At 46.4% G+C, this 16,661-nt stretch carries 15 protein-coding genes; all 15 read left to right on the top strand.

The genetic code is table 11. The features are described 5' to 3' along the window. Positions 1-7: 7 nt before the first annotated feature. A complete protein-coding gene (locus IEW48_RS01600) occupies positions 8-484 on the top strand; it encodes a chemotaxis protein CheW (RefSeq protein ID WP_188622301.1) in 477 nt (158 codons plus the stop codon). Further along, complete coding sequence (locus tag IEW48_RS01595) at positions 481-1,113, top strand: chemotaxis protein CheC (protein ID WP_188622300.1); 633 nt, start codon at positions 481-483, stop codon at positions 1,111-1,113. Before IEW48_RS01600 ends, IEW48_RS01595 begins: the two co-directional genes overlap by 4 nt. After that, positions 1,097-1,582 (top strand): chemotaxis protein CheD, encoded by a 486-nt coding sequence (locus tag IEW48_RS01590; RefSeq protein ID WP_188622299.1) that lies wholly within the window; start codon positions 1,097-1,099, stop codon positions 1,580-1,582. The genes IEW48_RS01595 and IEW48_RS01590 overlap by 17 nt, the downstream gene beginning before the upstream one ends. Positions 1,583-1,614: 32 nt before the next feature. After that, positions 1,615-2,394, top strand: a complete 780-nt coding sequence (locus IEW48_RS01585) for a FliA/WhiG family RNA polymerase sigma factor (RefSeq protein ID WP_188622298.1) — start codon at positions 1,615-1,617, stop codon at positions 2,392-2,394. Positions 2,395-2,450: 56 nt separating this feature from the next. Continuing rightward, positions 2,451-2,936, top strand: a complete 486-nt coding sequence (locus IEW48_RS01580) for a helix-turn-helix domain-containing protein (RefSeq protein ID WP_188622297.1) — start codon at positions 2,451-2,453, stop codon at positions 2,934-2,936. 148 nt (positions 2,937-3,084) lie between these two features. Continuing rightward, a complete protein-coding gene (rpsB, locus tag IEW48_RS01575) occupies positions 3,085-3,786 on the top strand; it encodes a 30S ribosomal protein S2 (protein WP_188622296.1) in 702 nt (233 codons plus the stop codon). A 175-nt stretch (positions 3,787-3,961) separates the two neighbouring features. Then, positions 3,962-4,852: a translation elongation factor Ts gene (gene tsf, locus IEW48_RS01570; protein WP_007503192.1), complete on the top strand. Its 891-nt coding sequence runs from the start codon at positions 3,962-3,964 to the stop codon at positions 4,850-4,852. A 113-nt stretch (positions 4,853-4,965) separates the two neighbouring features. Then, positions 4,966-5,688 carry a UMP kinase gene (gene pyrH, locus IEW48_RS01565; RefSeq protein WP_188622295.1) on the top strand — a complete coding sequence of 241 codons (723 nt, stop codon included), beginning with the start codon at positions 4,966-4,968 and terminating at the stop codon, positions 5,686-5,688. Further along, the gene (frr, locus tag IEW48_RS01560) at positions 5,688-6,245 is read left to right on the top strand and encodes a ribosome recycling factor (protein WP_188622294.1); all 558 of its coding nucleotides are present in this window, start codon (positions 5,688-5,690) and stop codon (positions 6,243-6,245) included. The genes pyrH and frr overlap by 1 nt, the downstream gene beginning before the upstream one ends. 73 nt (positions 6,246-6,318) lie before the next feature. Further along, positions 6,319-7,083, top strand: coding sequence for an undecaprenyl pyrophosphate synthase (gene uppS, locus IEW48_RS01555; protein WP_188622293.1), 765 nt, complete (start codon positions 6,319-6,321; stop codon positions 7,081-7,083). 45 nt (positions 7,084-7,128) lie between these two features. Continuing rightward, positions 7,129-7,932, top strand: a complete 804-nt coding sequence (locus IEW48_RS01550; protein WP_188622292.1) for a phosphatidate cytidylyltransferase — start codon at positions 7,129-7,131, stop codon at positions 7,930-7,932. A 77-nt stretch (positions 7,933-8,009) separates the two neighbouring features. Continuing rightward, a complete protein-coding gene (locus IEW48_RS01545) occupies positions 8,010-9,161 on the top strand; it encodes a 1-deoxy-D-xylulose-5-phosphate reductoisomerase (protein ID WP_188622291.1) in 1,152 nt (383 codons plus the stop codon). Position 9,162: 1 nt separating this feature from the next. After that, a complete protein-coding gene (gene rseP / locus IEW48_RS01540; protein WP_188622290.1) occupies positions 9,163-10,428 on the top strand; it encodes an RIP metalloprotease RseP in 1,266 nt (421 codons plus the stop codon). 39 nt (positions 10,429-10,467) lie between these two features. Then, entirely contained in the window at positions 10,468-12,174 is a 1,707-nt protein-coding gene (locus tag IEW48_RS01535) for a proline--tRNA ligase (protein ID WP_188622289.1), read from the top strand. An 86-nt stretch (positions 12,175-12,260) separates the two neighbouring features. Then, a complete protein-coding gene (locus tag IEW48_RS01530) occupies positions 12,261-16,562 on the top strand; it encodes a PolC-type DNA polymerase III (protein WP_188622288.1) in 4,302 nt (1,433 codons plus the stop codon). Positions 16,563-16,661 lie beyond the last annotated feature (99 nt).

The raw sequence follows: 16,661 nt of genomic DNA, 5'->3' as shown, positions 1-16,661 counted from the left end.
GAAAAACATGCAGAACGAACAGGTGAAACTTGAGGAGAAGAAGGTTGTTGTGTTTAGGCTGGACAAAGAGGAATACGCCATTGAGGTTGAGCAGGTCCGTTCGATTGAGCCTCTGCAGCCGATTACACGGGTGCCACACACCCCCCCGTTTGTCAAAGGGGTCATCAATTTAAGAGGAGTGGTCACTCCGGTGATTGATTTGCGCCGCCGGTTTAATCTGGACGAAACAGATGATACCAGCACCACACGGATCATTATTGTAGTGGCAGGTGAGATGGAGGTGGGACTGATCGTTGATGCTGCCAATGATGTGATCAACATTCCGGTTGATGGGATTGAACCTCCTCCGGAAGTGGTGGGGGGAGTGATGGCCGATTATGTCCGAGGTGTGGTCAGACTGGAAAACAGATTGTTGACTTTGCTTAATCTTGAACATGTTTTATCTCATCACAACCAAACCAACAAGATTGAGGAGACATCATGAGTACCTGGGATCAATTGAACAATATGCAGGTTGACGTCCTGAAGGAGATTGGCAACATTGGTGCTGGCCATGCTGCCACCTCTTTAGCTCACTTGTTGCAAAAACCGATTCAAATGAAGGTCCCTGACGTCCGCTTGGTGTCCTTCGATGAGATTGCAGAACGGGTGGGAGGAGCCGAGCACGTTATTGTTGCTACTGTGTTGACGATACAAGGTGATGTCACAGGTTATATGTTTTTCATTCTTCACCAGGAGAAGGCTGAAAAGCTGATTCGTAACCTGTTCAGCCCCGAAGTATCTGACCTGTTAAATGACCTGCACTTATCTGCCATACAAGAAGTGGGCAATATTTTATGCGGCTCCTACTTATCAGCTTTGGCTGATTTAACGGGACTGAACATCCAGCCGTCGGTTCCTGAGGTGGCAATTGACATGGCGGCCGCCATTTTAAGCTATGGCTTGTTAGAAGTAGGTAAGGTAGGAAACGATGCATTAGTGATTGATGCGTGTTTTTATGACCAGTCAGGTCAAGATCCGATTGAAGGGCATTTCTTTCTTTTACCTGATCCAGACTCTTTTTCAAGATTATTTCAAGCATTAGGAGTAACAGAACATGACAAACGTGATTAAAGTCAGCATGGCTGATCTTAAGGTCGCTTGTGCCCCAGACAGAATAATGACGGTCGGACTCGGCTCTTGCGTTGGGGTAGCCATCTACGATCCTTCTAAGCAAATTGCAGGCCTGGCCCATGTTATGCTCCCAAGCAAAGACTTATCCAGAGGAGATACGAATATGGCCAAATATGCGGACACAGCCATTCCCTTATTAATTGAAAAAATGGTCAGCTGTGGGGGCAATCGGCGGAAGTTTCAGGCCAAGCTGGCCGGAGGGGCGCAAATGTTCTCATTTCAAGGTTCAAACCCAGTCATGAAGATCGGTGAACGTAATGTGGAGGCTTGTAAATTACAGCTTAAACGATTCAACATCCCGATTGTTGCAGAGGACACCGGTGGAAATTACGGACGGACCATTGAGTTGGACACGCTGACTGGTGTGCTGATGGTCCGCACTGCTAGCAAGGGAATCAAAAAGCTGTAAATGCAAACGGATAGGGGGTGAGCCCATTAGGAATGAAAAAATGGACAGAAGCAGACTGGAAAAACTGGAACAGATGGAAACACGGGCGAGACCCTGAAGCTGGGCAATATCTTGTCTTAAAATACCTCCCGTTAGTCGACTATGTGGTCAATCGCTTGGCCTTTTCCTTACCTGACAGTGTCACCAAAGATGACCTCAGAAGTTTGGGGATGGAAGGTCTCTTAGATGCCCTGGATAAGTTCGAGCCGGAAAGGGGTTGGCAATTTGAAACCTATGCCAGCCTCAGGATCAAGGGGGCCATTATCGATGGATTGCGAAAAGACGATTACATTCCCCGTTCTGTCCGGGAAAAAGTCCGTAAAATCGAACAAGCCTATCTGAAATTGGAGCAGGAGAAGCAGCGGCCGGTCACCGATCAAGAAGTGAGCCAGTATTTGGGGATCAGTGTTGAGGAACTGAGACAATCACTGGCTGATGCTTCCCTGGCGGCTATGGTCTCCATTGATGAGGTGGTCTATGATGATGAAAGCCAGCATGTGGCCAGATCTGCGCTTTTAGAGAACACCGAGGCTGAAAATCCTGAACAGTTTATGGATCAACAGTGGATGAAAGAAACGCTGGCTCAGGCGATTGAACGTTTGCCTGAAAAGGAGAAGTGGGTGATTTCCCTTGTTTACTTTGAAGAATTAACTTTAACTGAAGTGGCCAAACTGTTAAATTTATCCACTTCCCGTATTTCTCAGCTTCACTCCAAAGCTTTGTTGCGGCTAAAAGCAGCTTTAACCAAGGAAAGACAACTGTTGTACAATTAGTCACAACTTTTTGACCTGGTCAGCTCAACATATTTAGATTAAGGTGGGATGGCGGAGTGAGTATATGGATTGCCTTAAGCCTGCTTCTCCATTTGATCACCCTGTTTGCCCTCATTGTTGTTTATCAACGTTGTTCCGTCCTTGGCCGCTCAAAAGGCGAACCCCGTTCTACCCTTGAGTATTTGGAAAACTTTGTTAAAAAGGTTGAACAAGAAAATGAAACATACTATCGAAATGTACTGGCCCATATAGAGGATCTGGAGGCCAAATGGGAGAATAAACTGAACGATTTCCTTAATAAAATGAATGAAAATACTCCCCCTTCCTCCCATACTTCCCATGCAGATGACGAACGGCATGACTTGGACTTATTTGCAAAGCATTCAACCCAAGCAAACGTTGCAGGAGACGAAGCTTTTGCCCGCGCCCTTCGTTTGCACCGGCAAGGATACTCTCCAGAACAAATTGCTAAGCAGCTGGGCATTGGCATTGGTGAGACTGAACTGTTGATTAGCCTTTTTAATAAAAAAGATAAGGAGTAGTACATTGCTTATTTGTATTGAGTATGATATATTAACTGATGGTGTGAAGCACACACGGCGGCCAATTTAGATGGGGGTGCTTGCCCTAGGCAAGTTCCATCTAAAAAAGCGGCTGTCGGAGGAAAAAACCAAAGGAGGACATATTCACATGGCAGTTATTTCAATGAAACAACTTTTAGAAGCCGGGGTTCATTTCGGCCATCAAACCCGCCGTTGGAACCCGAAAATGGCCCGTTACATTTTTACGGAGCGTAACGGTATTTACATTATTGACCTTCAAAAAACAGTGAAGAAGGTTGAGGAAGCTTATAATTTTGTCCGTGATCTTGCCGCAAACGGAGGAAAAATTTTGTTTGTCGGCACCAAGAAACAAGCTCAAGAGTCAATCAAAGAAGAAGCTGAGCGCTGTAACATGTTTTATATCAATACGCGCTGGCTGGGAGGCACCTTAACCAATTTCCAAACCATCCGCAAGCGTATTGAACGTTTGCATGAGCTGGAGCAAATGGAAACAGACGGCACTTTTGATATGTTGCCTAAAAAAGAAGTGATTTTGCTTCGCAAAGAAAAAGAACGCCTGGAAAAATTCCTGGGTGGCATTAAAGAGATGAAAGAGCTGCCAGATGCCCTGTTCGTCGTTGATCCCCGTAAGGAACGAATTGCCATTTCTGAAGCACGGAAGCTTGGGATTCCGATTGTGGCCATTGTCGACACCAATTGTGACCCAGATGAAATTGATTACGTCATTCCTGGCAACGATGATGCTATCCGTGCTGTAAAACTCTTAACTTCCAAAATGGCTGATGCCGTTTTAGAAGGGAATCAAGGAGAGCAAACCAGCGCATCCTAATCAAGATCCCAGCATTTGCTTTAAAAATTTGAAAAGGGGTGGTCTGAGGGGATGCCCTTAGCCCCCTTTTTTTAAAGGTTTTATGAATGATAAGCTTGGGAAAACTTTAAAAAGAATGTACATAAAACGCATAAACTATTTTGAACTGACAACGGGATAAAGGAGGATGACAGCTGTGACTGTAACAGCAAGCATGGTAAAAGAGCTGCGTGAAAAAACGGGTGCCGGCATGATGGATTGCAAAAAGGCACTGACAGAAACAAATGGCGACATGGAGAAAGCCATCGAGTATCTGCGTGAGAAAGGGTTGGCCAAAGCGGCTAAGAAGGCGGACCGGGTTGCTGCTGAAGGTTTAACAACCGTAGAGGTAGAAGGTAACGTTGCCGTGTTGGTCGAAGTCAATTGTGAAACTGATTTTGTGGCCAAAAATGCGGAATTCCAAGGTTTTCTCTCTGAGGTGAGCAAGCATCTGGTTAAACACCGTCCAGGCAGTGTGGAAGAAGCGTTGCAACAAAAACTGGAAGGCAGCCAGGAAACACTGCAAGAGCGTTTGCACGCTTTAATTTCCAAAATTGGTGAAAACATAAAATTACGCCGCTTTGAAGTGGTTGAGAAGACCGATAAAGATGTGTTCGGTGCCTACATTCATATGGGCGGCAATATCAGTGTGTTAACCGTTCTTGAAAATACAACCAATGAAAATCTGGCTAAAGATGTGGCCATGCATATTGCTGCACTTAATCCCCGTTATATTTCCAGAAACGATGTGCCTGAGGAGGTTGTGAATCAGGAAAGGGAAATTTTGAAACAGCAAGCGCTTAATGAAGGTAAACCTGAACACATTGTGGAAAAAATGGTGGAAGGCCGTTTAGGTAAATTTTATCAAGAAGTGTGTCTTTTAGAGCAAGAATTTGTTAAAGATCCAGACCTTACTGTGGGCAAATTGCTGCAGCAAGAAGGGCAAGATGTCAAAGTTAAACAATTCTACCGCTATCAACTCGGCGAGGGTATTGAGAAAAAACAACAAAATTTTGCCGAAGAAGTCATGTCCCAAGTGAAAAAATAATGGCCATGCGTCTTTAGTACCAATCATATAGGGAACACGCCGTGTTCCCTATTTTTGAGGAAAAAAGAAGGAATTGCGACAGATCTGCAGAATATGAGAATGGAGGAAACCCTATGCAGCCGAAGTACCAACGGGTCGTCCTCAAGTTAAGTGGAGAAGCCTTGGCGGGGAAAAAAGGCTTTGGCATTGACCCAATGGTGATACAATCCATTGCCAAACAAATAAAAGAAGTGACTGAGCTAGGAGTTGAATTGGCTGTTGTGGTTGGGGGTGGCAATATTTGGAGGGGTATGGCCGGCAGTGCCCAAGGAATGGATCGGGCCACGGCCGATTATATGGGCATGTTGGCCACAGTGATGAATTCCTTGGCTCTGCAAGATGCCCTTGAAGCTATTGGTGTGCAAACCCGTGTGCAAACCTCCATTGAAATGCGACAAGTGGCTGAACCTTACATACGCCGCCGGGCCATTCGTCACTTGGAGAAAAAGCGGGTGGTTATTTTTGCTGCCGGAACCGGAAATCCTTATTTCTCCACGGACACCACTGCAGCATTAAGAGCCGCTGAGATTGAAGCTGAAGTGATTTTAATGGCCAAAAATAAAGTGGACGGGATTTATTCTGCTGATCCAACAGTCGATCCCAATGCTAAAAAGTACGATAATCTCTCGTTTCTTGATGTGTTGAAAGAAGGACTGGCTGTAATGGACTCAACAGCTTCGTCCCTATGCATGGACAATAACATTCCGCTTATTGTCTTCTCCATTGCTGAAGAAGGAAATATCAAGCGAGCCGTCTGTGGGGAAGAAATTGGAACAATTGTAAGGGGGAATTCCTGATGGTAAATGAGGTCATACAAAATGCACGGGAGCGAATGGATAAAGCGGTCAACCAATTGAAAACAGAATTGGCCAGTTTGCGGGCCGGCCGGGCAACACCTGCTTTGTTGGATAAGGTTTATGTTGACTATTACGGCACCCAAACACCTGTTAATCAACTGGCCAATATTAGTGCACCTGAACCTCGTCTGTTGACCATCCAGCCTTGGGACAAAAGCGCGTTGGATGCCATTGAAAAAGCGATTTTAAAGTCCGAGTTAGGATTGACGCCTAATAATGATGGTAACATTATCCGTATTACAATTCCCGCTTTGACTGAAGAAAGACGTCAAGAATTGGTTAAAATGGTTAAAAAATATGGTGAAGATGCCAAGGTTGCCATCCGCAATATTCGCCGGGATGCCAATGAATCCATCAAGAAAATTGAAAAAGAGGGCGGAATTTCCGAAGACGAATCACGTCGTTACCAGGACACGGTGCAAAAGGCCACTGATGAGTACATTGCCCAGGTCGATCGAATTATTGCTAAGAAGGAAAAAGAGATTATGGAAGTGTAACGCTGAAGGTGACGGTCAATCACCCTCCAACTCAAGAGGGTGATTTTGTTCATCAATTGTTGGAGGAATTTTTATGTTGCACAAGTTTACCAATCGACACAAACAGACCAAAACGGAACAGTCGAAAGAAGAAATCGAATTAAATAATATTCCCAGACATGTGGCGATCATTATGGATGGAAACGGCCGCTGGGCCAATCAGCGAGGCCTTCCCCGGGCTGCAGGACACCGGGCTGGCATGAAAGTGGTTAAAGAGATCACGAAAGCGGCCGATGAGATTGGGGTAAAAATATTAACACTGTATGCGTTCTCCACGGAAAATTGGAAGCGGCCGAGAGAAGAAGTGGATTATTTGATGAAGTTGCCTCAAGAGTATTTAGCAACGGAACTGGACGAATTGAATCAGCGTAACGTGCAGGTTCGCCTGCTGGGCTCTGAAGAGGGATTGCCCCCTCATACCCTTCAAGCGGTGAAAGAAGCAGTTGAAAAGACCCGCCACAACACAGGGTTGATTCTTAACTTTGCTTTGAATTACGGCAGCCGTTCAGAAATTGTCCAGATGGTCAAAACTGTCGCCGCCAAAGTGCAACGCCATGAACTTAGTGTTGACGATATTGATGAGCAGCTTGTCAGTCAATTTCTGCAAACGCGCGGATTGCCTGACCCTGATTTACTCATCCGTACCAAAGAAATCCGCTTGAGCAATTTCATGCTCTGGCAATTAGCCTATACTGAACTGTGGTTTGCTGATGTTTATTGGCCTGACTTTACTAAAAAACATTTTGAAGAAGCCATCCATGACTTTCAACAGAGGGCTCGTCGTTACGGTTCGATTTAAAGGTGGCGCGGTCTCTCTGGGCAATTAAAGTGAGGAGGGTGTCTATTGAGGCAACGTGTAATCACAGCAGCAATTGGTGGTTCTTTGTTTATCGTCTTTCTTATTTTGGGAGGTTTATGGTTTGCCCTTCTCATTTTTCTTCTGGCTGTGCTGGCTTACCGTGAAATGATTCGAATGGCCGGGATCCCTTTATTTTTCGCCCCTTCTGTACTGGGTCTGGTTTTTTTGCTGGTGCTCTTTTGGTCCTTCCTGCATAATGCCAATCTGATCCAGGTTTCACCCCTGTTTGTCATCTCCACAGAGACTCTGTTTGTGCTGTTTATGGTCTTGTTTTTGCTCATCACTGTTGTCACCAAGAACCGGGTGACGTCTGACCACTTTGGCCCCTATTTGCTGGCCGTGTTTTATATCGGAATTGGTTTTGCTCAGTTTGTCTCGGCCCGGGAAACGGAAGGGCTTGCGTTTATTTTTTTTGTGCTGTTGGTGATCTGGGCTACGGACAGCGGTGCTTACTTCATTGGCCGGGCCTTTGGCAAACGTAAGTTATGCCCTAGTATAAGTCCCAACAAAACGATTGAAGGCTCTCTGGGGGGCATCGTTTTCGGTTTGATGGGGGGCGTTCTCATTCAGTTTTTCACCGCACCATTTGTCCATTATGGGGAAGCACTAAGTCTGGCACTCTTGGTGTCCGTTGCCAGTCAAGCCGGGGATCTGATCGAATCGGCCTTGAAACGATATTATGGAGTAAAGGATTCGGGAACGCTTCTACCTGGTCATGGAGGAGTATTAGACCGTTTTGACAGCTTGATCTTTGTTTTTGTGCTTCTCTTTCTGCTTGAGAGGTTCTAAAGTAAACTGACCATTGTCAGGGAACAAAATCATTGCTATAGTTTGAAAATGAAAAGATAAAAATAGGGGTTTGTGCCATGAAGAATATTGCCGTTTTAGGTTCAACAGGTTCTATTGGCAGGCAAACACTGGAGATCATCGCTGCCCACCCTGACGCGTTTAAACTGGTCGCAATTGCAGGTGGGACGAACGTTGATTTGATCATTGAACAAGCCAACCGGTTTAAACCGGCCCTTGTTTCGGTAAGCACGAAAGAGCTGGCCGAAAAGGTGAAGATACATATTCCTGACCAGACAAAAGTTGTTTATGGTCTGGAAGGATTGATTGAAGTATCAATCCATGAAGATGTACATACATTAGTAACGGCGGTTGTGGGCAGCATCGGGCTCAGGCCGACTTTGGCTGCCATTGAGCAGGGCAAGCAAATTGCCTTGGCTAATAAGGAGACATTGGTCACGGCAGGTCAGATCGTGATGGAGATGGCTGATAAACATGGGGCAGCCATCTTGCCTGTTGACAGTGAACACTCGGCTATTTTTCAATGCTTGCAGGGAGAAAACAGCAAGCAAGTTGAAAAAATAATTTTGACGGCATCAGGAGGCAGTTTCAGACATAAGAGTAGAGAAGAACTTGTAAATGTCACGGTAGAAGACGCTTTAAAGCATCCGAACTGGTCTATGGGGCGGAAAGTGACCATTGATTCGGCCACGATGATGAATAAAGGATTAGAAGTGATTGAAGCCCACTGGTTGTTTGCCATGCCCTATGAAAAAATAGAAGTTCTGCTTCATGACGAAAGCATTATCCATTCTATGGTTGTATTTCAGGACAGCGCGGTGATGGCCCAGCTGGGTACTCCAGATATGAAAGTACCTATCCAGTACGCATTAACTTATCCTGACCGTTTTCCGCTCCATACTCCGCGTCTTGATTTGGCTCAGATTGGCCGCTTGCACTTCCGGGAAGCAGATTTTAACCGTTATCCCTGTTTAAGGCTGGCCTTTGAAGCAGGAAAAACAGGAGGCACTATGCCAACTGTCTTAAATGCGGCCAATGAGATCGCTGTAACTCAATTTTTGTGTTCGGAAATCGGTTTCCTGGAGATTGAAAAAGTGATCGAACGGACAATGGAACAGCATGACCCCATCCCCAATCCCACTCTGGAAGAGATAGAAGAGATCGACCGCTGGGCAAGAGAGAGGGCAAAAACGTTAGGAAGAAGGTGCTGACATGCAAACAGTGATTAGCATTATTTTGGTCATTGGTGTGATCATCTTTGTTCATGAACTGGGACATTTGATCGTAGCTAAACGGGCTGGCATTTTATGCCGTGAATTTGCCATTGGCTTTGGCCCCAAACTTTTTTCCTTTCGTAAAGGTGAAACACTGTATACGATCCGTCTGCTTCCCCTGGGGGGTTACGTGCGCATGGCCGGGGAAGATCCGGAGATGGTTCAAATTAAGACCGGCCACGATGTGGGTCTGCAATTTAATGCCGAAGGAAAAGTCACCAAAATTATTTTGAACAGGAAGAAAAAACTTAGCCACACAGAGACATTAAATGTCCAGCGTATTGATTTAGAGCATGATTTGTTTATTGAAGGATACAATGCGGAAGAGGAGCTGGTCCGCTATGAAGTTGACCGGGAAGCTGTCTTGGTTTATGACAATCAGGAAATGTTGATTGCTCCATACGATCGCCAATTTGGCAGCAAAACATTGGGACAGCGGGCAGCGACTATTTTTGCCGGTCCCTTGGCTAATTTTATCCTGGCCTTTGTTTTGTTTACCGGATTGGCCCTCAGTTACGGGGTGCCTAGTGAGGAGCCCATCATTGGTGATGTGCTGCCAGGCTCTGTCGCTGAAGAAGCCGGGCTTGAGCAAGGAGACCGCATACTGGCCATTAATCAAAAGGCCATGGACAGCTGGGAGGAACTGGTGCGAACCATTATGCATAATCCTGGACGGGAGCTGGTCTTTCTTGTTGAACGGAATAACGAAGAGTTTGAGCTGACGATCACTCCTGCGGTCAGGGAACATGAACTGGAGTCTGGGGAGCAGGTCGGGTTTATCGGTGTCCATCAGCATGTGGAGCACTCTGTTTTGGGATCATTTGTGTATGGCTTTAACTACATGTTGGAGCTGTCCATGCTCATCTTTAAAGTGATCGGCATGTTATTTACAGGTGCAGTGGGACTTGATGCGCTGGCTGGCCCGGTTGGCATCTTCGATTTCACGGGGCAGGCCGCCCAAGCGGGGTTGCCTATTCTCCTGCGGTGGACCGCTGCCTTGAGTGTCAATCTGGCCATCCTTAACTTGCTTCCGATTCCAGCATTAGACGGAGGCAGATTGCTCTTTTTAGCCCTTGAGGCAGTGAGGGGGCGTCCCATTGATCCGCAGAAAGAGGGTTTGGCCCATTTTATAGGTTTTGCCCTGCTCATGTTATTAATCCTCGTGGTGACCTGGAATGATATTCAACGGGTGTTCTTTAACTAGTCGTGATTTGCTAAGGAATTAAGGAAAGGTGATGGAGAGATGAGGCAACAACATTATCTCATTCCAACTTTGAGAGACATCCCTGCTGATGCAGAAGTGGTCAGTCACCAGCTTATGCTTAGAGCTGGTTTGATCCGTCAATTGGCATCCGGGCTGTACACCTACTTGCCTTTGGCGCAAAAGGTGCTAAAAAAAATTCAAGCCATTATCCGCGAGGAGATGGATAAAGCCGGAGCCCAAGAAATATTAATGCCGGCGCTGCATCCGGCCGAAATTTGGCAGGAAACTGGCAGATGGGATGTATATGGGCCTGAACTGATGCGTTTATATGACCGGCATGAACGGCAGTTTGCTTTAGGTCCGACCCATGAAGAGGTTGTAACGGCGCTGGTGCGGGATGAGATTAAATCCTATAAGCGGCTGCCGATGACGGTTTATCAGATTCAGACTAAATTTCGTGATGAACGCCGGCCCCGGTTTGGGGTCTTACGGGCCAGGGAGTTTATCATGAAGGATGCCTATTCATTTGACACTTCCCATGAAGGTTTAGACGAAAGCTATCGCAAAATGTATGAGGCCTATCAGGCCATCTTCTCTCGATGCGGGCTTAATTTTAGAGCGGTAGAAGCCGACTCTGGTGCCATTGGCGGTACAGGCACCCATGAATTTATGGTCTTGTCTGACGTCGGGGAAGATACCATTGCCTATTGTGACAGTTGTCAGTATGCGGCCAATATTGAGAAGGCTGAAGTGAACCAGCGTGATTACAGGCAAATCGAGAGCACTGGACAGCCAATGGAAAAAGTGAACACCCCTCAAGCGAAAACGGTCACCGAACTGGTAGACATGCTTGATGTTTCGCCCCGTCAGATCATTAAGGCCGTGGCCCTGGACGTTGATGGTCAAGTAGTTGTGGCTCTTGTCCGTGGAGACTTTGAGCTCAACGAAGTGAAAGTGAAGAATCTGTTTGGTGCAGACCGGGTTGAGTTGCTTGATGAAGAACGGATTCGCGCAGAACTGGGATCTGAGCCAGGATTCATTGGTCCTATCGGTTTGGACGGCGCTAAGATCATAGCAGATCATAGTGTGAAAGGTATGCAAGATGCGGTGACAGGTGCCAACGAAAAGGACAAGCACTATATTCACGTCTCTGTTGGCCGGGATTTTGCAGTGGAAAGATATGAGGATCTTAGACAGATTACTGAGGGAGATGCCTGTCCCCGTTGTGAAGGTACCATCCGCTTTGCTAAGGGTATTGAAGTCGGCCATGTTTTTAAACTGGGGACAAAATACAGTGAAGCGATGGGGGCTACTTTTTTAGATGAAAATGGACATCAGCAGCCAATGATAATGGGCTGTTATGGGATCGGTGTCACCCGTTTGCTGGCAGCTATCATTGAGCAGCATCATGATGAACATGGCATTATCTGGCCCAGAGCGGTGGCCCCGTTTGACATTCATTTAATCTCTGTCAACATGAAAGATGATATGCAGCGTGAATTGGCTGAACAACTGTATGTTAAATTGCAGCAGGCAGGTTTTGATGTGCTTTATGATGACCGTGAAGAACGGGCCGGGGTTAAGTTTAAAGACGCTGATCTGATCGGTATCCCGCTGAGGGTAACTGTCGGTAAAAAAGCAGGGGACGGTATAGTAGAATGCAAGTTGCGGCGCACTGGGGAAACGGAAGAGATTAAAGCGGATGAGCTGATCCAAATTTTGCCCAGATTATTAGAGCAGGCCTAATTTTGGCCCATTGCTTCAGTTAGGCCAGGTTTTGTCACACCCAGACAAGGGACTGGTGGAAACAGGGAGAGGGGGAACAGCTAACCATGGCAACTGAAGTGAAAGTCAAGCGGGAGAGACTATTAATCCTATTGGAACAACTGGAGATTCCTGCAGATATCCAAGACACTTACTTTAAGGAAGCTTATATTGACAAATTGCAGCTGATTGAACGGGAGAAACGTTGGCTTTTCCATTTTGTTTTGGAAAAGCCTTTTCCTCCTTCTATCTACCAACTATTCTCAGAACGTTTACGAAACACCTTTTCCCACCTTGCAGAAGTTCGCTTTGTTTTCCGCTTTACAACACCTGTTAATCAAGCTTCTCTATTTTATGATTATTGGCCTGAATTCTTACGGGAACAACGCCACCGCTTGAATGGGATTTATAAACGGCTTGAGTCTTTTCCTCCCGAATTGAAAGGCAATACCATTGTCTTTTCTGTGTTTAATGAAGTTGAAAAGGGCTTGTATCAGAAAAAAGTGGAGCCTTTGCTGAAGGAATTTTATCAGCAGTTTATGGATTTTAATCCTAAGGCCCAGTATGTGATTGAAGAAGCAGAGGCAGCCTATCAGCAGTTTATAGAAGCGCGGGAGAAGGAGGACCAGGCCCGGGCTCAACAAGCGGTACAACAGACAGAGCAGGAGCAAGCAGCTGAAACAAAAGAGAAACCAAAGCCTGCTGCCACCAAAGAGATCATCGGTTATGCCATCAAAGAGGATCCTGTTCCCCTTAAAACCATTCATGAAGAAGAGAAAAGTGTGGTCGTACAAGGATATGTGTTTGATTTGGACTTGAGAGAGTTAAAGAGCGGCCGGACCCTGCTCACCATGGATATCACCGATTATACGGATTCTATTACGGTCAAAGTGTTTTCTAAGGGCAAAGAAGATATCGAGGCTTTTCAGGCAGTTCAGAAAGGTATGTGGGTCAAGGTGCGGGGTAGTGTCCAGCTTGATACCTTTCAGCGGGAACTGGTCCTGATGGCCCATGATATTAACAAAATTGAAAAAGAGGGGCGGAAGGATACCCATCCTGAGAAGCGGGTGGAGCTGCACTTACATACCAACATGTCGGCGATGGACGGCGTCACCTCAATCACCAATTATGTGAAGCAGGCGGCTGAGTGGGGACATCCGGCGCTGGCCGTCACGGATCATGGTGTGGCTCAAGCCTTTCCGGAAGCCTTTGCAGCAGGCCAAAAGCATGGGGTCAAAATTATTTATGGCCTGGAAGCCTACGTTGTGGACGACGGCGTGCCTATTGTTTATAATCCCAAACCCTGCAGCTTGAAAGATGAAACCTACGTTGTCTTTGACGTGGAGACCACTGGTTTGTCTGCGGTATATAATAAAATTATCGAACTGGCCGCAGTGAAAATCCGTAATGGAGAAGTGATTGACAAGTTTTCAGAGTTTGCCAATCCCCATGAACCTCTGACAGACCAGATCGTGAAACTGACGGGGATTACGGATGATATGCTTAAGGATGCCCCTGAGATTGAAGATGTGTTGCGGCGCTTTTATGACTTTGTGGGTGATGCGACTCTAGTGGCTCACAACGCCAGCTTTGATATGGGCTTTTTACAGGTCGGGTATAAAAAATTGGGCCTGGAACTGAACAACGCGGTCATTGATACATTGGAGCTGGCCCGTTTTTTGTATCCTGATTTAAAGAATCACAGGCTGAATACTTTGTGTAAATTATTTAACATTGAGCTGGTTAATCACCACCGGGCGGTGTACGACGCGGAGGCCACAGGTTATTTACTGTGGAAAATGATCAGCGATTGCCAGGAGCGAGAGATCACACAGCTGGATCAATTAAATGAATACAAAGGCAGCGGGGATGTGATTCGCCAGCGGCCGTTTCATTGCACCCTGCTGGCCAAGACGCAACAGGGCTTGAAAAATTTATATAAATTGATTTCGTTGGCTCATATCAAATACTTTCACCGTACCCCCCGGATTCCTCGCAGCCTGATTGAACAATACAGGGAGGGTCTTTTGGTCGGCTCTGCTTGTGATCAGGGGGAAATCTTTGAAGGCATGATGCAAAAATCTCCTGAAGAGGTGGAGGAGATCGCCAAATTTTACGATTACTTTGAGATTCAGCCTGTCTCTAACTATGAACATTTGATTGAAAAAGAATTGGTCAAGGACAAAGCACACATTCAAACCATTCTGTCCAACATCGTCAAGTTGGGGGACAAGCTGGGCAAACCGGTGGTTGCCACGGGGAATGTCCATTATCTTCATCCGGAAGATGCCATTTACCGCAAAATTTTAGTGACCACCTTGGGCGGAGCCACCCCCCTTGATCCCAACCGTTTGCCGCTTGTTTACTTTAGAACTACGGATGAAATGCTGGAGGAGTTTCAATTTTTAGGAGCCGGCAAAGCGGAAGAAGTGGTCATTAAGCATCCCCAGTCTATTGCAGATCAAATTGAGGAGATAAGACCTGTGCCGGCTGAATTGTATACTCCTCATATCGAGGGGGCAGATGAAGACATCCGGCGGATGTGTTATGACAAAGCGAAACAGATCTATGGCGATCCTTTGCCGGACATTGTGGAAAAACGGTTAGAAAAAGAGTTAAACAGTATTATTAATAATGGTTTCTCAGTGATCTATCTTATCTCGCAAAAGTTGGTTCATAAGTCATTACAGGATGGTTACCTTGTTGGATCGCGAGGTTCAGTGGGGTCCTCCTTTGTGGCAACCATGCTGGAAATTACCGAAGTGAACCCGCTGCCTCCCCATTATGTCTGCCCCAACTGTCATTATTCCCAGTTTTTTGATGACGGTTCTGTGGGGTCAGGTTTTGACTTGCCGGCCAAGGACTGCCCCGAGTGCGGGCACCGGTTGATCAAAGATGGCCATGACATCCCTTTTGAAACCTTTTTGGGATTTGAAGGAGACAAAGTACCGGATATTGACTTAAACTTCTCCGGGGAGTATCAGCCCATCGCACACAAATATACGCAAGAATTATTCGGGGAAGACAAAGTTTACCGTGCTGGAACGATCGGCACGGTGGCGGATAAAACAGCATACGGTTTTGTCAAGAAGTATGAGGAAATTGAGGGAAAAACATTCCGTCAAGCCGAAATCAACCGTTTGGCTAAAGGTTGTACGGGTGTTAAACGGACCACAGGACAGCACCCCGGGGGGATCATTGTCGTACCGGAAGATAAAGAGATATACGACTTTACACCGATCCAGTATCCAGCCGACGATATGGACTCGGAGTGGCGTACCACCCATTTTGACTTTCACTCTATTCATGACAACCTGCTTAAACTGGATATCCTTGGTCACGATGATCCGACCGTGATCCGCATGTTGCAGGATTTGACGGGCATCAATCCCAAGGAGATTCCCATTGATGATCCGGAAACCATGAAAATTTTCAGCAGTACAGAGCCCTTGGGAGTAACTGAAGAGCAAATTATGTCCAAGACGGGGACATTGGGCATCCCGGAATTTGGCACCCGCTTTGTGCGGCAGATGTTAGAGGATACCCGTCCAACCACCTTTGCCGAACTGGTGCGTATTTCGGGACTCTCCCACGGAACAGATGTCTGGCTGAACAACGCCCAGGAGTTGATCCGCGAGGGCAAAGCCGTCTTGTCCGAGGTAATTTCCACCCGTGACGATATTATGGTTTACTTGATTCATAAAGGTTTGGAGCCCTCCCGCGCCTTTAAAATCATGGAGCGGGTGCGCAAGGGGAAAGGGCTTGAAGAAGATGATATTAACGAAATGAAAAAACATGGCGTACCTGATTGGTATATCTGGTCTTGCCAGAAAATCAAATACATGTTTCCCAAAGCCCACGCGGTGGCTTACGTGCTAATGGCAGTCCGCATTGCTTACTTTAAGGTGCATTACCCGATTCAGTTTTACGCATCGTACTTTACCGTACGTGCAGACGATTTTGATGTACAGTTAGCTTTGAAAGGCTCACAGGCCATCCGGAAAAAGATTGAAGAGATACTGGAAAAAGGGAACCAGGCCCAACCGAAAGAAAAAAGTTTACTGACTGTGCTGGAGTTGTGCCTGGAGATGGTGGAGCGGGGCTTTCACTTTAAAAATGTGGATCTTTACCGTTCAGATGCGATCCAGTTTCTGGTGGACGGAGACGGCCTGATTCCCCCGTTCAATGCCATCCCAGGGATTGGCACCAACGCGGCAATAAGCATCGTCAAGGCCCGAAATGAAGGTGAATTCCTCTCGAAGGAAGATTTGCAAATCCGCAGTAAAGTGTCCAAAACCGTGATCGATTATCTAGAGCAGCATGGTTGCTTAAAAGATTTGCCCGAAACCAACCAGTTGTCTCTTTTCTAGGCAAAGGCCAGAAAAAGATTGATTTTCTGGCAGGACTATGCTATCTTAGTACTGGTAATACTGTGAATAGGCAATGTGTGAAGAGTGGGGCGGTCCCAC

Origin of the sequence: Caldalkalibacillus thermarum, from assembly GCF_014644735.1 — a bacterium.
GTDB lineage: Bacteria > Bacillota > Bacilli > Caldalkalibacillales > Caldalkalibacillaceae > Caldalkalibacillus > Caldalkalibacillus thermarum.
Note: the sequence above shows the minus strand (reverse complement) of the source record. Positions and strands in the feature narration are given on the sequence as shown.